The sequence below is a fragment of the Brevibacterium sp. Mu109 genome (assembly GCF_900169375.1).
Taxonomy (GTDB): Bacteria; Actinomycetota; Actinomycetes; order Actinomycetales; family Brevibacteriaceae; genus Brevibacterium; species Brevibacterium yomogidense_A.
In genome coordinates this window covers 1-19,670 of the sequence record NZ_FXZF01000004.1, presented here as the reverse complement: position 1 = coordinate 19,670, position 19,670 = coordinate 1, and the positions used below count along the sequence as shown (strand labels likewise).

Sequence of the window (19,670 nt, the reverse complement as noted above, 5' to 3'; positions counted from 1 at the left end):
CATGAGAGAAGGCCGATGTCCGAGCCCAGTGCCGTCGATCCGACCACCATCGACCCCCGCGACGAGGCCGCGGTCACCGCGGCCGTCGACGCCGCGCTCCAGGCGTTTCGCGCCGCCGGTGACCTCGAGGAGCTCAAGACGGCGAAGATCGCGCACACGGGGGACAAGTCTCCGCTGGCCCTCGCCAACCGGGGGATCGGCGCCCTGGACAAGGCGGACAAGGCGGTCGCCGGCAAGCTCGTGGGTCAGTCCCGCGGGCGCGTGTCCCGCGCGCTCGCAGAACGTCAGTCGCAGCTCGAGGCGAAGCGCGAGGCCGAGGTGCTGGTCGCTGAGGCCATCGACGTCACGCTCCCGTCCGCTCGGACCTCCCAGGGCGCCCGTCATCCGCTCCAGCTGCTGCAGGAGCAGATCGCGGATCACTTCGTGGGGCACGGATGGGAAGTGGCCGAAGGACCGGAGATCGAGGCCGAATGGCTCAACTTCGACTCACTCAACTTCGGTCCCGACCACCCCGCGCGGCAGATGCAGGACACCTTCTTCGTGGACCCTCCCGATGCGGGCCTCGTCCTGCGCACGCACACCTCACCGGTCCAGTCGCGCAGCCTGCTGGAGCGGGGGGTCCCGCTCTACGTCGTCTGCCCCGGCAAGGTCTTCCGCACCGATGAGCTGGATGCGACGCACACGCCCGTGTTCCATCAGGTCGAGGGCATCGCGATCGACAAGGGCCTCACGATGGCGCATCTAAAAGGCACACTCGATGCGTTCGCGCGCGCGATGTTCGGCCCGGATTCGCGGACCCGCCTGCGTCCCTCGTTCTTCCCGTTCACGGAGCCCAGCGCAGAGATGGACTTCTGGTTCCCGCAGAAGGTCGGCGGTCCCGGCTGGATCGAGTGGGGCGGCTGCGGCATGGTGCATCCGAACGTGCTGGCGGCGGCGGGCATCGACCCCGACGAGTACCAGGGCTTCGCCTTCGGGATGGGCATCGAACGCACACTCATGCTCAGGGAGGGCATCAACGATATGCACGACATGGTCGAGGGCGATCTCCGCTTCTCCGCACGGTTCGGGGTGGATGCCTGATGCGCGTTCCACTCGAATGGCTGTCCGACCACGTCGACCTCTCCGTGGTCGACGATCCGCACGAGCTCGCGGCCGAGTTCGCCGGGATCGGGCTCGAGGAGGAGGAGTACATCGGTCCGTCCGTGACCGGGCCGCTGGTCGTGGGCCGTGTGCTGACCGCCGAACCGGAGGAGCACTCGAACGGCAAGACCGTCAACTGGTGCACGGTCGACGTCGGGAGGCCCCAGCCGCAGGGGATCGTGTGCGGCGCTCACAACTTCGGTCCCGGCGACCTCGTCGTCGCCGCGCTGCCGGGTGCGGTCCTCCCGGGAGACTTCGCCATCGCGGCGCGCAAGACGTACGGCCACGTGTCCGACGGCATGATCTGCTCATCCCGGGAACTGGGGCTGGGCGATGACCACGACGGCATCATCGTGCTGTCCGAGCTCGGACTCGACGGGGCGCCCGGAGACGACGCGATCGCGCTGCTGGGACTCGACCGGGTGACCCTCGACGTCAACGTGACTCCGGACCGCGGCTATCAGCTGAGCATGCGCGGGATCGCACGCGAGTACGCGATGCTCAAGGACCAGGCGTTCACGGACCCCGCAGACATCCCGACGGATGCGCCGACGGACAGGGGCTTCCCCGTCGTCCTGGACGACTCGTCGCCGATCCACGGAGAACCCGGGTGCAGCCGCTTCACCGCGCTCACCGTCACGGGCATCGACCCGACGGCGCGCACCCCGTTCTGGATGGCCCGCCGCCTGCTCGAGGCCGGGATGCGGCCGATCAGCCTCACGGTGGACATCACGAACTACGTGATGCTTGAGCTCGGCCAGCCGCTCCACGCGTATGACGCGCAGAAGCTCACGGCGCCCCTCACCGTGCGCAGGGCGAGAGCGGGGGAGACGCTCGTGACGCTGGACGACGCGACGCGGACACTCGACCCGGAGGACCTCCTCATCACCGATGCCGGCGACGGCGCAGAGGGCAGCCGAATCGTCGGCCTCGCCGGCGTCATGGGCTCGGCAGAGCTGGAGGTCACCGATACGACGCGCGAGGTCATCCTCGAGGCCGCCCATTTCGACCCCGTGTCGATCGCGCGGACGGCACGCCGGCACAGGCTGCCGAGCGAAGCGGCGAAGCGATTCGAGCGCGGGGTCGACCCCGCCGTAGGCCCTGCGGCCGCACGTCGGGCCGCCGACCTCCTGGTCGAGCTGGCGGGAGGCGTCCTCAGCACGGACACCACGCAGGCGGGGGATGCGCCGGAGCCGCGCGTCATCGAACTCGCAGCGGATCTGCCCTCCGCGCGGGTGGGAGTCGACTACTCGGTCGACGACGTCACCCGGCTGCTCGCCGCGGTGGGCGCAGAGGCCGTGCGTGCCTCGGACACCTCCGACGAAGCGCCCACGCTGCGCGTCACGGTCCCGACCTGGCGCTCAGACCTCACCCATGCGGTCGACCTCGTCGAAGAGGTCGCTCGGGCCGGGGGATACGAACGGATCCCCTCCGTCGAGCCCCAGGCTCCCGGCGGTGCCGGACTCACCGAGTCCCAGCGTGCGCGCCGCCGCGTCTCGAACATGCTCGCGGCGAGCGGACTGACCGAGGTCCTCACCTACCCGTTCACCTCGCAGGCACGAGCCGACGACCTGCTGTATCCCGAGGACGACGAACGGCGGACGCTGGTGAAGCTCGCCAATCCGCTCGGCGAGGATCGCCCGCTGATGCGGTCGACGCTCCTCTCCACCCTCGTCGACGCAGTGGTGCGCAACACCGGTCGCGGCTTCAAGGACGTGGCGGTGTTCGAAGCCGGCCTCGTGACGCACGGGGGCCGTCCCACGGATGAGCCTGGTCCGCGATTCGCCCCCGGCTACCACCCCACCGCTCTCGAACTGAACCGGGTCCGCGGCTCCGTGCCCGCACAGCCGCACCACATCGCGGGCGTCATCGCCGGCCACGCCGTGCTGCCCGGTGTGCTCGGCGGGGGACGGCGCGCAGACGCCCACGACGCGATCGACCTGGTCCACCGGATCGCAGCTGTGAACGGCCAGACCGTCCGGGCGGAGGCCGACGCGCGGGCTCCGTGGCATCCGGGCCGGTGCGCGCGGTTCACCCTGGCCGACGGATCGGTCTTCGGCTGGGCCGGCGAACTGCACCCGAAGGTCTGCGAGAACCTCGGTCTGCCGGTGCGGACCGCGGCCTTCGAGATCGACCTCGATGCGCTGCTCGCCCAGCCCGACGAACGGGACTGGACGGGCGCACTGTCGACATACCCCGTGTCCCGTCAGGACGTCGCGCTCGTCGTGGACGAGGCACTGCCGGCAGCTGAGCTCATGGACACCCTGCGCTCGGCCGCCGGTGAGGAGCTCGAGGCGCTCGAAGTCTTCGACGTGTACACCGGCGACCAGGTGCCCGCTGGTGCCAAGTCACTGGCGCTGCGCATGACGTTCCGTGCGACGGACCGCACTCTGACGGCGGACGAGGCCTCCCGACTGCGCGAGGCGGCGACGACGGCGGCGGCGACGAAGCACGGCGCGGAGGTCCGCTCGTGACCGCACCGACCGAGCACGCTCCGGCGGTCGATCCCACCTCGAGCCTCGTCGTCGTGACCGGCGCGTCGCGCGGGATCGGACGAGCGCTCGCGGAGGGGTTCGCCGACGCGGGGCACCCGGTCCTCGTCACCGCGCGCTCCGCAGACTCCGCACGGGCCGCGGCAGTGGGGATCGTCGACAGATCCTGCGTGCACGTCGACGGCGCAGAGGTGACCCCGCGCGTGCGGGGCATCGCGCTCGACGTCACAGCGCCCGACTCGGTGGCCGCCTTCACCGACGAGGTCTCCCGCGTCGCCGCTGAATGGGACGCGCCCCTGCGCACGCTGGTGAACAACGCCGGCACCGTGGAGGCGAGCGAAGGTCCGATCTGGGAGGTCGATGCAGAGGACATGGCATCGGTCATCGAGACGAACCTCATCGGGGTCTTCCGCGTGGTCCGTGCGCTCGTGCCCACGCTCCTGGAGAGCGCCGCGCAGTCGGGCGAGCCCGTGCGGATCATCGACCTGAACTCCGGTTCGGGCGCTTCCGGCACGACGGCGCACGCCGCGTACTCGGCGTCCAAGGCCGGACTGTTCCGGCTGGCCCAGTCGCTCGTCGACCACGGCCACGACCGGGGCCTGCGCGTCTTCGAGATGGCGCCCGGGGTCGTCGCATCCGACATGACGAGATCGATGCCGATGCACGATCACCGGACAGGGGACGACTGGACCCCGCCGCAGGCAGTGGTTCAGCTCGCCCTCGCCCTCGCGTCGGGACGCCTCGACGCGTGGACCGGACGCTACGTCCGGGCGGGTGTCGACACACCCGAGTCGCTCGAGAGTGCCGCGGACACGCTGACGCCGGGGGACCTCGGCGACGGCTTCCGCACGCTGGCCGTGCGCATGCAGTAGCGTTGCCGCCGGTGCCCGCAGCGGGCACCGGGCAGGGAGTGGACCGACCCTGGGGAAGGGGGCACCGTGGACGTCCTGTGGACGATCGTGCTCGGCCTCGTCAATGCCGTCATCGTCGGCGTGTTCGTGCGTCGACTCATCAACGTGGGCACGGGGGCGCTGCGCAACACGCTGGTCTCCCTCGTCATGGGCCTGTCGATCTGGCCCGTGTCGCTCCAGGCGTTCGAGATGCTCGAGATCGTGCAGCGCGGCGACGTCCCGTTCCTGGGGATGAGCTTCCCCGCCGTCATGGTGTTCCTGCTGATCTTCGCCTGGTTCGTCGCGATCCAGCTGTTCGTCATGCTGGCGATCGAACTGGTCCTGCCGTCCGGATCGTTCTCGCAGGCGGCGCGCACCGTGTCGCGACTGCCCACCTGGTATCGCCGCCTGCGGAGGATCGGAGAGATCCAGAACCTCCTCATCCGCTTCGGCCTGCGCCGCTACCTGCGTCCCCGCATCCCCAGCCTGCGAGTGTCGATGACGGAGATCGCGCAGGCGGCCGCCCAGGCGCTCGCGGCGGCCGGCGTCACCTTCGTCAAGCTGGGCCAGTTCGTCGCGACGCGGGCGGACATGATCCCCGCTGAGTTCGTCGAGGAGTTCTCGCGACTGCAGTCAGAGGTGCCAGCCGTCGCGTTCGCGGAGATCCGGCCGGAGATCGAACGCCAGTGGGGACGTCCGATCGAGGACGTCTGCCGCGAGTTCGACGAGAAGCCGCTCGCCGCCGCCTCCGTGGCGCAGGTCCATCGTGCGGTGCTGCGCTCGGGGGAGGAAGTCGTCGTCAAGGTGCAGCGGCCCAACCTGCGCCGGCAGGTCCGCGCGGACTCCGACATCATCATGTCGTTGGCGGAGCGGTTCGAGAAGACGGCGTCCTGGGCGCAGACGATCGGCCTCACCGACATCGCCCGCGGCTTCCTCGACTCGCTGGCGGAGGAGCTCGACTACCGCGGAGAGATCCGGCAGACGCTCGCCATGCGGGAGGACCTGGGCGCACAGCCGGGTTCGCTGGTGCGCATCCCGGAGGTGTTCGTCGAACTGTCGGGGCGGCAGATCATCGTGATGGAGCGGATGCCGGGCCGCCCCCTCACCCGGGGCGAGGACGTCCTCGGCGGCCTGTCGATGATCGCCCGTCGCGAGGCGGCGGAGCAGCTGTTCGTCGTCGTCGCGCGGCAGATGCTCGAGTCCGGGGTCTTCCACGCGGACCTCCACGCCGGCAACATCATGGTGTCGGACGCAGCGCGCGTGGGCCTCATCGACTTCGGCGCGGTGGGTCGCCTGGACTCGCGGGACCGTCGCGACGTCCTCCAGCTGCTGCTGGCCTTCGAGCGCCAGAACTCACTGGCGGCCACGAACGCGGTCATCGACCTCTTCGGCATGCCGCCTGGGCTCGACCTGCGCCAGGTGCAGCGGGAGATCGGGCAGATCATGCTGCGCTACGACGGGGGAGTGGCGTCGGCAGCGGCCGGCACGGCGGACGGCTTCGGCGGTGCGGCATCGGGGTTCTTCCGCGAGCTGCTGTCATTCATCCTGTCCCACGGGTTCACGATGCCGTCCGCCGTCGCCCAGGCGTTCCGGGCGATCACGACGCTGGAGGACAGCCTGCGTCGACTCGATCCGCACGCCGACCTCCTGGGGCTCGTCCGCGAGCACGGCCGGGATCTGCTCGCCGGCACCCGTGACGTGCGCGGGAGCGCGCAGGACGCCGCGCTCTACGCGGGGGCGACGGCACCGGTCCTCGCGAACTTCCCCGTCGAACTGTCCCGCGTCGTGAAGCACCTGCAGGACGGAACGCTCGACATCGGGACGAGCGGGCTCAACATCGACCTCATCAGGAACCTCGTGCGCACGGTCGTGGACCAGCTGGTCCAGGTGGTCCTGGCGACCGCGCTGGTGCTCGGGGGAGTCATCATGATGGCGTTCGACTTCGGGCCGCCGCTGGCGACGGGGTTCACGATCTTCACGTACTTCGGCGCGTGGCTGCTGCTGGGCGGCATGGTGCTCGCCGCCATCGTGCTGGCTCCCGCACTGCGCGACAGACGCGCCGAGATCTGACGAGGCACACGTCCAACGCCGGACGTGTGCCCTCCGCACGGGTTGCCATCTGAGAAGCAACCGCCAGGCGTTGCGGAATGAGCTGAGGGTGAGGAGTCGTTCCTCAGGTCGTGAGGACGACCTTCCCCGTCGTCAGGCGGCCCTCGAGCGCGCGGTGTGCCTCGGCCGCATCCGCGAGGGCGAAGGACTGGCCGACGCGGAAGTCGAGCCAGCCGTCGGTCAGACCCGCGAACAGCATCTCCGATCGCGTCGCGAGCTCCTCCGGCGTGCGCACGAACCAGACCAGGGACGGGCGGGAGAGGAAGACTCCGCCCTCGCCGTTGAGCCGCTGGATGTCGAACGCGGGCACCTGGCCGGACGCTCCGCCGAACAGCACGATCGAGCCGCGCACCGCAGTTGCCTTGAGCGACGCGTCGAACGTGTCCCTGCCGACTCCGTCGTAGGCCACGTCCACGCCGCGGCCGTCCGTCAGGTCGAGCACCGTCTCGGCGACGTCGACGCCTTCGCCGTAGAGGAACACGTCGTCCGCTCCCGCAGCGCGGGCGAGCTGCGCCTTCTCCTCCGTCGACACGGTCCCGATGACACGTCCGCCGAGGTGCTTGATCAGCTGGATGAGGAGCAGGCCCACGCCGCCGGCCGCGGCGTGGACGAGGGCGGTCTGCCCGGCCTCGATCCGGTGGGAATCGGTCACCAGGTACTGCGCGGTGAGCCCCTGCAGCGGAATCGCGGCGGCGACGTCGAAGTCGATCCCTTCGGGCACGCGCATCGCCATATCGGCGCGCACGATCGCCCGGGTGGCGTATGAGCCCGGACCGTCGTGCCAGGCGACGCGGTCACCAGCGCTCCAGGCGGTCACGCCCTCGCCGACCTCTGCGACGACCCCCGATCCCTCGACGCCCACCGTGTGGGGGTAGTCCATGGGGTAGACGCCGGAGCGCCGATAGGTGTCGATGAAGTTGATGCCGGCGGCCCCCACCTCGACGAGGATCTCCCCGGGTCCGGGCGCCGGGACCTCGATCTCACCGAATTCCAGGACCTCCGGTCCGCCTGCCTGCATCGCCCTCACACCGTGCGCTGCGACCATCGTCGTCCCCCTCCTCGCGCGTCCTCCGCGCTGGTTCATCGTGCGCGTGCGCGCACCGTGACTGCTTCGTCCCCGCGATCGTAGCGTGCCTGGACCTGCCCGCATCCGTCCTTCCGCCAGCCGGACGATCGCCCGGAACCGCGCCGTCTGTGAGGATGGAGCCGCACGCCGTGCACGATGGCACCGGAAGGCGTATGATTATTCGTATGAGTGAATACACTGTCGCGGTCTCCGGTGCGACCGGCTTCGCCGGCGGCGAGGTCCTCCGCCTGCTGTCCGGCCATCCGCAGCTGCGGGTGACGACGGTCGCGGGGCATTCGACCGCGGGCGATCTCCTGGGAACCCACCAGCCGCATCTGGTCTCGTTCGCGCACATGGAGATCCAGCCCTCCACCGCCGAGGCGCTGGCCGGACACGATGTCGTCGTCCTCGCGCTGCCGCACGGTGCGTCCGGAGCGATCGCCGCGGAACTGGAGGCGACGAGCCCGGGGACCCTGATCCTGGACCTCGCGGCCGATCACCGCCTCACAGATGCCGCCGCATGGGTCGAGTTCTACGGCAGCGAGCACCAGGGCAGCTGGGACTACGGCCTGCCGGAACTCCTTCGTGCGGACGGACCGAAGCAGCGTGAGGTCCTCCGCGACGCGACGCGCATCGCCGTGCCCGGATGCAACGTCACCGCGGTCACGCTGGGCTTCCAGCCGCTCGTGCAGGCGGGTCTCATCGATCCGACCCGGTTGACGGCGACGCTGGCGAACGGCGTGTCCGGAGCGGGGAAGGCGATGAAGCCGCACCTCCTGGGCGGCGAGATCATCGGCGACGTGAGCTCCTACGGTCAGGCCGGGACCCATCGGCACGTGCCGGAGATCGAGCAGAACCTCGCGGGAGTGCTCGGCATCGGCACGGATGCCCAGCACGCCGGAGGGGTCCGCATCGCGTTCACACCCACCCTCGTGCCCGTCGTGCGCGGTATCCACGCGACCCTCTCCGCACCTCTGGCCACGACCGGATCGGTCGCCGATCTCCCGGACGCCATCGGGAGGGCCTTCGATGCGGCCTACGCAGACGAACCGTTCATCACGGTGCTGCCGGCCGGACAGTGGCCCCGCACCTCCTCGGTCACCGGCTCGAACAGTGCCCATGTCCAGTGGGCGGTCGACGAGCGGGCGGGCACGGTCCTCGTGTCGGTGGCGCTCGACAACCTGGTGCGCGGCACCGCGGGTCAGGCGCTCCAGTCCGCCCACCTCGCGCTCGGCCTCGATGAAGCACTCGCCCTCCCTCTGAATGGAGTCGCACCATGACCGTCACCCATCCGTCCGGGTTCCGCGCTGCAGGCCTCACCGTCGGGCTCAAGGACTCCGGCAGACCCGACCTGTCGCTCGTCGTGAACGACGGACCCTCCGATGCGGTGGCGGCGGTGTACACCTCGAACCGCTGCAAGGCGAACCCCATCCTCTGGTCGGAGCGGGCGAGCAGCGACGGTCGCGCACGCGCCGTCGTGCTGAACTCCGGCGGTGCGAACTGCTACACGGGAGAGTTCGGCTTCGAGACGTCCCGCCTCACAGCCGCACGGGCGGGCGAGCTGCTCGAGACGTCCGCCGACGACGTGCTCATCTGCTCGACCGGACTGATCGGTGTGGGCGGACAGGACTTCCGCGACCGGATCGTCGATGGTCTTCCCGCCCTCGTCGAGGCGGCGGCCGACGGTGCCGACCAGGGACGCGCGGCCGCAGAGGCGATCATGACCACCGACACGGTGGCGAAGACGATCGAGCGGACCGAAGCGGCCGGTGCGGGGGAGTACCGCCTGGGCGGCATGGCGAAGGGCGCCGGCATGCTCGCGCCCGGGCTCGCGACGATGCTGGTCGTCCTCACGACCGATGCCGACCTGCCGGCGCCTGTGCTCGATCGCGCCCTGCGGCATGCGACCGCGCACAGCTTCGATCGCCTCGACACGGACGGCTGCATGTCGACGAACGACACCGTCGTCCTCATGGGCTCCGGAGCATCCGGCGCAGTGCCGGACGAGGAGTCCTTCACCGCCCTGCTCACGGATGCGTGCCTCGATCTCATGCGTCAGCTGCACGTCGACGCGGAGGGCGCCCACCACGACATCGCGATCACGACGAGCGGCGCGGCGAGTGTCGCCGACGCCGTCACCGTGAGCCGTTCCGTCGCCCGGTCGAACCTCTTCAAGGCCGCGATCTTCGGCGAGGACCCCAACTGGGGCCGTGTCGTCGCCCAGGTCGGGACGACCGATGCGGCGTTCGACCCCGCACGCATCGACGTGACCATCAATGGAGTGCGGGTGTGCACCGATTCGACACCGGACCAGGACCCGGATTCCGTCGTCTTCACCCGTGAGGTGAGCGTCGACATCGACCTGAAGTCCGGCGCCCACACGGGAACCGTGTGGACCTCCGACCTCACCCATGACTACGTCGAAGAGAACAGCGCATACTCGACATGAGCGATACGACAGAGGACTCCACCGCACCCGGCGCCGCATCCGGCACCACGCCCGCGCAGCGGCTCGCCCAGGCACAGGCGAAGGCCGACGTGCTCACCGAGGCGCTGCCCTGGATCAAGACGTTCGCGGGTGCGACGATCGTCATCAAGTACGGCGGCAACGCCATGGTCAGCCCGGAGCTGCAGCAGGCCTTCGCCGACGACATCGCGTTCCTGCGGTTCGCCGGGCTCCGTCCGATCGTCGTCCACGGCGGGGGCCCGCAGATCTCCGCGATGCTCGACCGACTGGGCATCGAGAGCGAGTTCCGCGCCGGCCAGCGGGTCACCAGCGACGAGGCCGCCCACGTGGCGCGCATGGTCCTGTCGGGGCACGTGAACCGCGACATCGTCGCGCGCATCAACCAGAACGGCAGCTCGGCCGTCGGGCTGTCCGGTGAGGACGGGGACCTCCTGCTCGCCCGGCCCGCGCAGGTGCTCATCGACGGCGAACCCGTCGAGCTGGGCCGGGTCGGGACGATCGAGAAGGTATCGACCGATCTCCTCCACGAGCTGCTCGATGCCGGACGGGTGCCCGTCGTGTGCTCGATCGCCGGTGAGGTGGGGGGAGAGCCGGGGAAGCCGCTCAACATCAACGCGGACCTCGCCGCGGCCGCCATCGCCCGGCACATGCAGGCTGACAAGCTCGTCATGCTCACCGACGTGGCGGGCCTCTACCGGAACTGGCCGGACACGGACAGCCTCATCTCGCAGATCTCGACCGACGAGCTGCGGGACCTGCTGCCCCGCCTGGACTCCGGGATGATCCCCAAGATGACCGCAGCGCTCGAAGCCGTGGAGGCCGGTGTGGGACACGCCCACATCGTCGACGGCCGGGTCGCGCACTCGATCCTCCTCGAGGTCTTCACGACCGAGGGGATCGGCACGATGGTGAGCGCGGATCCGGACGCACTGGAGAAGTCCATCGGAGGCCACGCATGACTGAGACGAAGGGCACGGGCATGATGACCGACACGAGCGAGTGGCGCTCGCACCACGAAGCGGCGATCCTCCCCGCACTGGGGAGGCCCCAGCGGCTGCTGGTCCGCGGAGAGGGCGTCCGCGTCTGGGACGAGGCGGGCAGGGAGTACGTCGACCTGCTCGCCGGCATCGCCGTGAATGCGCTCGGCCATGCGCACTCCGCTGTCGTCGGGGCACTCACCGACCAGGCGTCCACGCTGGGGCACATCTCGAACTTCTTCGCGTCCCCGCCCCAGATTGCGCTGGCCGAACGGGTCCTCGCACTCGCGCAGGCCCCGTCGGGCTCGAGCGTCTACTTCTCCAACTCGGGAGCCGAGGCGAACGAAGCGGCACTCAAGATCACCCGGCGCACCGGGCGGTCGAAGATCGTCGCGGTCGAGGGGTCGTTCCACGGCCGGACGATGGGCGCTCTCGCGCTCACGGCGAAGGCCGCCTACCGCGAACCGTTCGACCCCGGGGTGCCCGGCGTCGTCCACGTCCCGTTCGGCGACGAGGCGGCACTGCGCGCGGCGGTCGACGCGGACACGGCGGCCGTCGTCCTCGAGCCGATCCAGGGGGAGTCGGGCGTGCGCCGCCACCCTGCGGGGTACATGCGCGCCGCGCGTGAGGCGACGGACGCCGTCGGCGCGCTGCTCGTGCTCGACGAGGTGCAGACGGGGATCGGACGGACCGGATCGTGGTTCGCCTTCCAGCAGTCGGAGATCGGCGAGGGCATCACCCCCGATGTCGTCACGCTCGCCAAGGGCCTGGGCGGCGGCATGCCGATCGGTGCGACACTCACGTTCGGGGAGCGGATCACCCAGCTCCTGCAGCCCGGGCAGCACGGCTCGACATTCTCCGGCAACCCGCTCGCCACCGCGGTCGGCCTGGCAGTCCTCACCACCGTCCAGGAGCAGGAACTGCTCGCACACGCGGCGGACCTGGGAGCACGGGCGCGGAGCACGCTCGCCGCACTGCCCCAGATCACCGAGGTGACGGGCGCGGGCCTGCTCATCGGCATGGAGCTGCGCGACGGGAACGCGAAGGCCGTCGCAGACGCGGCGCTGGAAGCGGGCTGGATCGTGAATCCCGTGACCCCGACCCGCCTGCGCCTCGCACCGCCCCTCATCATCACCGACGACCAGCTGCTGGGCTTCGCGGACGCGCTGCCCGGCATCATCGCCTCCGCCGCCCACAGCGGCGCGGGTGCCGAAGGAGCAGCATGACCCGCCACTTCCTCAAGGACACGGACCTCTCGCCGGACGAGCTCACCGAGGTCCTCGACCTCGCGGAGGAGCTCAAGGCCGCTCCGTACTCGATGCGGCCCCTCGAGGGTCCGCAGACCGTCGCGGTGTTCTTCGACAAGACCTCGACCCGCACCCGGGTGAGCTTCGCGGCGGGCGTGAGCCAGCTGGGAGGGTCCCCGCTCATCATCAACCCCGGGGAGAGCCAGCTGGGGCACAAGGAGTCCATCCCGGACACCGCTCGCGTGCTCGACCGCATGGTGTCCGCGATCGTGTGGCGCACGTTCGCGCAGTCCGGCCTCGAGCAGATGGCTGAGCACGCGTCGGTGCCCGTCGTCAACGCCCTGTCCGACGACTACCACCCCTGCCAGATCCTGGCCGACCTCGTGACCATCCGCGAGCACCGCGGCACGGGAGAGGGCAACGGACTCGCAGGCCTGACGATGAGCTACTACGGGGACGGCGCGAACAACATGGCCAACTCGTATGCGCTGGGCGGTGTGAATGCGGGCATGCACGTGCGCATCGCCGCCCCCGCCGGCTACCAGCCGGCGGACCACGTCGTCGCCGAGGCCCGGGCCCTGGGCCGGCGCACGGGCGGGACGCTCACGGTCACGGAGGACCCGCTCGCCGCCGCTCAGGATGCGGACGTCCTGGTCACCGACACCTGGGTGTCGATGGGACAGGATTCCACCGGGCGCGACGACAGCGGTTCGCCGTTTGCACGGTTCCAGGTGACGGATGAGCTCATGAGCCTGGGCCGCGACCCGATCTTCCTCCACTGCCTGCCGGCCTACCGGGGCAAGGAGGTCGCGGCGTCCGTGATCGACGGGCCGGCCTCCGTCGTGTTCGATGAGGCCGAGAACCGGCTCCACGCACAGAAGGCGCTGCTCACGTGGCTGCTGAGCAACTGACCACGAAGACTGCGCGCCAGCAGCTCATCGTCTCGCTCATCGAGCGGCAGACGATCGCGTCGCAGTCCGAGCTCGCCACCCGCCTGGCCGCGATGGGCGTGACGGTCACGCAGGCCACCCTCTCCCGCGACCTGGGGGAGATCGGGGCCGTCAAGGTGCGGGGGGCCTCGGGCGCGGTGTACGCCGTGCCCGGCGAAGGCGGCGACAGGGGCACCCTCTTCTCCGCGCAGGGGGAGGACGTCTTCGACGCCCGCCTGCAGCGGCTGCTGGAGGAGGTGCTCGTGAGTGCCGTCCACTCAGACAGCCTCGTCGTCCTCCGCACGCCTCCCGGCGCGGCCCAGTACCTGGCGAGTGCCATCGACCGATCCGTCCTCACGGGCGTCCTCGGGACGATCGCGGGGGACGACACCGTGCTCGTCATCGCATCCGCGGAGGCGGGCGGAGAGCGGATCGCACGGCTCTTCCTCGAACTGGCCGGGCACGAGGTCGCGGGACCCGCCGCGACCCAGGCACACTGAACTGACCACCCGGGCGCGCGCACGCGCCCACGATGCCGCAGACTTCAATCACAGCACGCCGCCCGCGGGCGGCGCACACGAGACACAAGGAGAACCCTCATGACCGAACGGATCGTCCTCGCCTACTCGGGCGGACTCGACACCTCTGTCGCGATCGGCTGGATCCACGAAGCCACCGGCGCCGAGGTCGTGGCCATGGCCGTCGACGTCGGCCAGGACGGAGAGGACCTCGAGACCATCCGCCAGCGCGCCCTGGACTGCGGTGCCGTCGAGGCGTACGTGGCGGACGCCCGCGATGAGTTCGCGGAGGAGTACTGCATGGCGGGCCTCAAGGCCAACACGCTGTACATGGACGCCTACCCCAACGTGTCCGCGCTGTCCCGCCCGATCATCGCGAAGCACCTGGTCCGCGCAGCCCGCCAGTTCGGTGCCACGACCGTGGCCCACGGCTGCACGGGCAAGGGCAACGACCAGGTCCGCTTCGAGGTCTCCCTGACCTCGCTCGCCCCGGACCTCAAGTGCATCGCCCCGGTCCGCGACCTGGCGCTCACGCGCGAGGCCGCGATCGAGTACGCGGAGCGCAACCAGCTGCCGATCGTCACGACCAAGACGAACCCCTTCTCCGTCGACCAGAACGTGTGGGGACGCGCCGTGGAGACCGGCTTCCTCGAGGACATCTGGAACAGCCCCACGAAGGACGTCTACGAGTACACCGACGACCCGGCCTTCCCGCCGCCGGCGGACGAGGTGACGATCACCTTCGAGAAGGGCATCCCGGTGAAGATCGACGGCCGCGCGGTCACGCCGCTCGAGGCGATCGTGGAACTGAACCAGCGCGCAGGCGCACAGGGCATCGGACGCATCGACATCGTCGAGGACCGCCTCGTGGGCATCAAGTCGCGCGAGGTGTACGAGGCCCCGGGCGCGATGACCCTCATCGCCGCGCACCGCGAGCTGGAGAACATCACGCTCGAGCGCGAGCAGGCCCGCTTCAAGAAGACGGTCGAGCAGCGGTGGACCGAGCTGGTGTACGACGGCCAGTGGTTCTCCCCGCTCAAGCAGAACCTCGACTCGTTCATCGAGGACTCGCAGCAGTACGTCAGCGGAGAGATCCGGATGGTGCTGCACGGCGGTCGCGCGACCGTCGAGGGCCGCCGCTCCGATTCGTCGCTCTACGACTTCGGCCTCGCCACCTACGACGAGGGCCAGACCTTCGACCAGTCCGCGGCCCGCGGCTTCATCGACATCTACGGCCTCTCGTCCAAGCAGGCTGCGGCCCGCGACGTGCGGTTCGGCCAGGACAAGCTGAAGTGAGCGAGGAGCAGAAGGTCTCGCACACCGGCGCCGGCGCCGGCGCGGGGCAGGGCGACGGCGAACGGGTCGCCCTGTGGGGCGGCCGGTTCGCGACCGGGCCTGCGGATGCACTGGCCCAGCTGTCGAAGTCGACGGACTTCGACTGGCGGCTGGCCCGCTACGACCTCGCCGCCTCCCGCGCCCACGCCCGCGTGCTGTCCCGCGCGGGGCTGCTGGGCGAGAGGGACCTCACCGGGATGATCGAGGCGCTCGACGAGCTCGAGCGCCGGGTCGTCGCGGGTGAGTTCCTGCCCGCGCAGGACGACGAGGACGTGCACTCCGCGATGGAGCGCGGTCTCATGGAGATCGCGGGGCCGGAGCTGGGCGGTCGCCTGCGCGCGGGCCGATCGCGCAACGACCAGATCGCGACGTTCGGGCGGATGTACCTGCGCGACCACTCGCGGGTCGTCGCGGGACTGCTCCTGGACACGGTCGAGGCCCTGATCGCGCAGGCCGCGTCACACCCCGAGGCGTCCATGCCCGGCCGGACGCACCTCCAGCACGCACAGCCGGTCCTGCTGGCCCACCACCTGCTCGCGCATGCGTGGCCGCTGCTGCGGGACGTCGCCCGACTGGTCGACCTCGATCAGCGCCTCGCCGTGTCTCCGTACGGGTCGGGAGCGCTCGCCGGGTCGTCGCTGGGCCTCGACCCGCAGGCGGTCGCGGAGGAGCTGGGCTTCGTCGACTCGGTCGAGAACTCGATCGACGGAACGGCCTCCCGCGACGTGTTCGCGGAGTATGCGTTCGTCGCCGCGATGATCGGCGTCGACCTGTCGCGCCTGAGCGAGGAGATCATCCTGTGGGCGACGAAGGAGTTCTCGTTCGTCACCCTCGACGACGCCTTCTCCACGGGCTCGTCGATCATGCCGCAGAAGAAGAACCCCGACGTCGCGGAGCTCACGCGAGGGAAGTCGGGTCGCCTCATCGGTGATCTCACGGGCCTGCTCGCGACGCTCAAGGCGATGCCGCTGGCCTACAACCGGGATCTCCAGGAGGACAAGGAGCCGGTGTTCGACGCGACGGACACGCTCGAACTGCTCCTGCCCGCGTTCACCGGGATGGTCTCCACCCTGGTGTTCGACGTCGAGCGGATGGAGCATCTGGCGCCGCGGGGATTCGCGCTCGCGACCGATGTGGCAGAGTGGCTGGTCCGCGAGGGCGTGCCGTTCCGCGTCGCGCACGAGCTGTCCGGCGAGGCCGTCCGCCTCGCGGAGGGCCGCGGGGTCGAGCTGTGGGATCTCACCGACGACGACTACGCGGGGATCTCCGAGCACTTCACCCCGGCAGTGCGCGATGTGCTCACGACGCACGGCTCGATCGACTCCCGCAGCGCCAAGGGCGGGACGGCTCGCAGCGCCGTCGCCCGTCAGCTGGAGAACGCGCGGACCGAGGCGGCTCGCCTGCGGGAGTTCGCCGGTCAGCGACTCCGCTGAGCAGGGAGCAGCGTCCGCCTGGTGGCAGGCACGGGGCCGACCACGGCCGGGGATCGCACCGCAGCGGTGACGACGACCTCGGCCGTGGTCGGCCCTCGTCCGTCTGCCCTCGACGGCAGCCTCGTTCGTCTGCGCCGTTCGCCTGCTTCGTTCGCCTGCGCCGGGCCGCACGGCGAGGGGCAGGATGGTGACCGGCGGATGCGTGCGGGACGGTTACACTGTTGGGCGGCGCGCGACTGCGACCCGGCCGGGAATCGGCTGCAGGGGCGGAAGGCGACTGTGAAGGAAGGAATGCTGTGACTGACATCCTCAGCGAGCTGCAGGCCAGGAATCTCGTGGCGCTGTCCACCGACGAAGACGCGCTGCGCAGGGCGCTCACCGAGGAGACGGTCCGGTTCTATGTGGGCTTCGATCCCACCGCCCCCAGCCTGCACATGGGCAATCTCGTCCAGATCCTCACCGCGAAGCGCCTGCAGGAGGCCGGACATCAGCCGTTCGCGCTGGTGGGCGGCGCGACGGGACTCATCGGCGACCCGCGGATGTCGGGGGAGCGGACGCTCAACCCGCGCGAGGTCGTCGACGGCTGGGTCGACAGCATCCGCGGGCAGATCGAACGGTTCCTCGACTTCGACGGCCCGGTCGCCGCGCAGATGGTCAACAACCTGGACTGGACCGGCAGCCTCACGGCGCTGGACTTCCTCCGGGACATCGGCAAGCACTTCTCGCTCAACCGGATGCTGGCCAAGGAGACGGTCGCCACCCGGCTGAACAGCGAGCACGGGATCTCCTTCACGGAGTTCTCCTACCAGATCCTCCAGGGCAATGACTTCCTCGAGCTGAACCGCCGCCACGGCATCACACTGCAGACTGGCGGATCGGACCAGTGGGGCAACCTGACATCCGGCGCGGATCTGATCCGCCGCGTGGAGCACAAGACCGTCCATGCACTGGCGACGCCCCTCATCACGAAGGCGGACGGCACCAAGTTCGGCAAGACCGAATCCGGCACCGTGTGGCTGGACCCGGCACTCACCAGCCCGTACGCGTTCAGCCAGTTCTGGCTCAACGCGGATGACCGCGACGTCGTGAAGTACCTCCATGTGTTCTCCTTCCGGTCGCTCGAGGAGATCGAGGACATCCGTGTCCGCTTCGAGGAGGCACCGCACACTCGGATCGCCCAGAAGGCACTCGCTGAAGAGATCACGGCGATGGTCCACGGTGACGAGCAGGCGAAGCAGGCATTCGCCGCCGCAGACGCGCTGTTCCGCGGCGGTGAGCTGCGCGGCATCGACGGATCGGCGCTGGCCGCGGCGACGGCGGAGCTGCCGCGCGGAGAGGTGACGGCGGCGCAGCTGGAAGACGGAGTGCCCGTCGCGGACGCTCTGGCACTGGCAGGGATCGTCAAGTCCAAGTCGGACGGACGCCGTGCCGTGCGTGAGGGCGGGGCCTACGTCAACAACGCGAAGGTGGAGGGCGAGGACGCCGTCGTCACCCAGGCTGATGTCCTTGACGCCGGCGGCTCCGGCGTCATCGTCCTGCGCCGCGGCAAGAAGACGCTGGGCGCGCTGTCGATCGTCAACAGCTGAGCGGAGTCGACGGTGGCGTCGAAGAGGACCGACCTGCGCGGACTCCTCGTCTTCACGACCACGGCTCTGGTACTCGGGTGGGCCGTGATGATCCCGTTGTGGATCGTCGTCGGCGGAGAACCCGTCTACGGTTCCCGCACTGCCGGTGAGGCCGCAGGGTCGGACTCGCTCGGGGCGGACCCCACCGCTGCTCCCTCGCCGGAGCAGCTCATGCGGCAGCTCATGCTCCAGGTCTTCCCGTCCGCGATGATGCTCACCCCGGCGCTCGCTGCGTGGATCGCAGTGCGGTGGGTCGACGGGATCCGCTTCCGGCCGATGTTCGCGGAGCTCGGACTCGCCCCGCGGCGGGGAGCGGAGCAGAGGCGACACCCTGCCGTCACCGCTCTCCTCTGGAGCGCCGCGGCGATCGTCGTGACCGTGCTGCTCGTGATGCTCAGCGTGGCGGTCGCGATCCTCTTCGGCCTGCTCGAACCGGACTGGTCCTTCCCCCTGCTCGCGGAGTCCGCGACCGCGGCAGGCATTCCGGCAGCGGTGCTGGTCCTCATCCAGGTGGTGGCGATACCGGTCGCCGCCGTCATGCCGAACGGTCTGTTCGCGGCAGGGGAGGAGATCGGGTGGCGCGGATACATGCTTCCCCGTCTCGTCCGGCTGACCGGGATCCCCGCCGCAGTCGCCCTGTCCGGCGCGGTCTGGGGACTGTGGCACGCTCCTGTCATCCTCCTGGGTTACAACTTCTCGCGTCCAGGGATCGACGGACTGCTCCTCATGATCACCGGCAGCATCTGCGTCGGCGCCTGGTTCTCCTGGCTGCGGATCCGCGGAGGCTCCGTCTGGCCTGCGATCGTCGCGCACGGCGCGCTGAATGCGGCGGCCGGCCTGTACCTGCTCGTGTCTGCCAGTCCTGACGTCGACGGTGCGACTGCTGGTCCGTTGGGCGTCGCGGGATGGGTCGTCTTCGGGCTCGCCGGCGCGGTCCTGTGCGGGACTCTGATGCGCTCCCGGCGCCTGAAGACGCAGGTGTGACCGGTGACACCGCGTTCCGAGTTGCGCTGTCCGCTGGTCGTGGCATAGATTTACATCTGTTGCTCGACGGGAACACCGAAGAGAACAGGACGGCCGGTCGCATACGAACCGCAGTCGCCTGGTACCACTGGAACGGCAGTCGGCAACATCCACTCGAGGTTCTGGATCGCGGCGGTTTCGCAGCGTCTCCGGGGGTGTGACGCGGATCACGTAAAGGTGATTTGCGGAGCTGGTTCGGGTGGGGATAGAGTTACAACTCGTTCGTCAGGGAGAACGCAGCGGAAACGGTGCGTGAATATCCGGGTGAGCGGTTTGGCTGTAACGATTATATGGAGAGCACCTTTCGGTGAGGGCTGGGCGTTGTTTGTGTCTGGTTGGATCGGTTTGTGTGTCTGTTCTTTGAGAACTCAATAGCGTGTTTGTTTGTTTTTGATGATGCCAGTTATTTATTTGCTGGG

At 69.8% G+C, this 19,670-nt stretch carries 16 protein-coding genes; 14 read left to right on the top strand and 2 right to left on the bottom strand.

What is annotated here, in order from left to right; translation table 11 throughout:
- The first annotated feature begins 15 nt into the window (after positions 1-15).
- The 4 genes from pheS (at position 16) to BSP109_RS03340 (ending at position 6,592) form a co-directional block, all read left to right on the top strand.
- Entirely contained in the window at positions 16-1,080 is a 1,065-nt protein-coding gene (gene pheS, locus BSP109_RS03355; protein ID WP_087008320.1) for a phenylalanine--tRNA ligase subunit alpha, read from the top strand.
- On the top strand, positions 1,080-3,614 hold the full coding sequence (gene pheT, locus BSP109_RS03350) for a phenylalanine--tRNA ligase subunit beta (RefSeq protein ID WP_101599378.1): 2,535 nt from the start codon (positions 1,080-1,082) through the stop codon (positions 3,612-3,614). Before pheS ends, pheT begins: the two co-directional genes overlap by 1 nt.
- Positions 3,611-4,504 (top strand): SDR family oxidoreductase, encoded by an 894-nt coding sequence (locus BSP109_RS03345; RefSeq protein ID WP_101599377.1) that lies wholly within the window; start codon positions 3,611-3,613, stop codon positions 4,502-4,504. The genes pheT and BSP109_RS03345 overlap by 4 nt, the downstream gene beginning before the upstream one ends.
- 66 nt (positions 4,505-4,570) lie before the next feature.
- Complete coding sequence (locus BSP109_RS03340; protein ID WP_101599376.1) at positions 4,571-6,592, top strand: AarF/ABC1/UbiB kinase family protein; 2,022 nt, start codon at positions 4,571-4,573, stop codon at positions 6,590-6,592.
- A gap of 103 nt (positions 6,593-6,695) precedes the next feature.
- Here BSP109_RS03340 and BSP109_RS03335 read toward each other — a convergent pair whose 3' ends face one another.
- Positions 6,696-7,676 carry a quinone oxidoreductase gene (locus tag BSP109_RS03335; protein ID WP_101599375.1) on the bottom strand — a complete coding sequence of 327 codons (981 nt, stop codon included), beginning with the start codon at positions 7,674-7,676 and terminating at the stop codon, positions 6,696-6,698.
- A gap of 206 nt (positions 7,677-7,882) precedes the next feature.
- On the opposite strand from BSP109_RS03335, the gene argC reads away from it, so the two are divergent.
- The 10 genes from argC (at position 7,883) to BSP109_RS03285 (ending at position 19,212) form a co-directional block, all read left to right on the top strand.
- A complete protein-coding gene (gene argC / locus BSP109_RS03330; protein ID WP_101599374.1) occupies positions 7,883-8,977 on the top strand; it encodes an N-acetyl-gamma-glutamyl-phosphate reductase in 1,095 nt (364 codons plus the stop codon).
- The gene (gene argJ, locus BSP109_RS03325) at positions 8,974-10,146 is read left to right on the top strand and encodes a bifunctional glutamate N-acetyltransferase/amino-acid acetyltransferase ArgJ (protein ID WP_101599373.1); all 1,173 of its coding nucleotides are present in this window, start codon (positions 8,974-8,976) and stop codon (positions 10,144-10,146) included. Before argC ends, argJ begins: the two co-directional genes overlap by 4 nt.
- A complete protein-coding gene (gene argB, locus BSP109_RS03320; protein ID WP_101599372.1) occupies positions 10,143-11,123 on the top strand; it encodes an acetylglutamate kinase in 981 nt (326 codons plus the stop codon). The genes argJ and argB overlap by 4 nt, the downstream gene beginning before the upstream one ends.
- Positions 11,120-12,367, top strand: a complete 1,248-nt coding sequence (locus BSP109_RS03315; RefSeq protein ID WP_257944534.1) for an acetylornithine transaminase — start codon at positions 11,120-11,122, stop codon at positions 12,365-12,367. Before argB ends, BSP109_RS03315 begins: the two co-directional genes overlap by 4 nt.
- Positions 12,364-13,299, top strand: coding sequence for an ornithine carbamoyltransferase (gene argF / locus BSP109_RS03310; protein WP_101599371.1), 936 nt, complete (start codon positions 12,364-12,366; stop codon positions 13,297-13,299). Before BSP109_RS03315 ends, argF begins: the two co-directional genes overlap by 4 nt.
- On the top strand, positions 13,281-13,817 hold the full coding sequence (gene argR, locus BSP109_RS03305; protein WP_087008342.1) for an arginine repressor: 537 nt from the start codon (positions 13,281-13,283) through the stop codon (positions 13,815-13,817). Before argF ends, argR begins: the two co-directional genes overlap by 19 nt.
- A gap of 99 nt (positions 13,818-13,916) precedes the next feature.
- A complete protein-coding gene (locus BSP109_RS03300) occupies positions 13,917-15,131 on the top strand; it encodes an argininosuccinate synthase (protein ID WP_087008344.1) in 1,215 nt (404 codons plus the stop codon).
- A gap of 71 nt (positions 15,132-15,202) precedes the next feature.
- On the top strand, positions 15,203-16,603 hold the full coding sequence (argH, locus tag BSP109_RS03295) for an argininosuccinate lyase (RefSeq protein ID WP_180959603.1): 1,401 nt from the start codon (positions 15,203-15,205) through the stop codon (positions 16,601-16,603).
- 296 nt (positions 16,604-16,899) lie between these two features.
- On the top strand, positions 16,900-18,189 hold the full coding sequence (tyrS, locus tag BSP109_RS03290) for a tyrosine--tRNA ligase (protein ID WP_087008346.1): 1,290 nt from the start codon (positions 16,900-16,902) through the stop codon (positions 18,187-18,189).
- 12 nt (positions 18,190-18,201) lie between these two features.
- Positions 18,202-19,212, top strand: a complete 1,011-nt coding sequence (locus tag BSP109_RS03285) for a CPBP family intramembrane glutamic endopeptidase (protein WP_087008348.1) — start codon at positions 18,202-18,204, stop codon at positions 19,210-19,212.
- Positions 19,213-19,476: 264 nt separating this feature from the next.
- Here BSP109_RS03285 and BSP109_RS17455 read toward each other — a convergent pair.
- Positions 19,477-19,670, bottom strand: a 194-nt coding sequence (locus BSP109_RS17455; RefSeq protein ID WP_219618494.1) for a hypothetical protein, incomplete at its 5' end; no start/stop codon positions are given.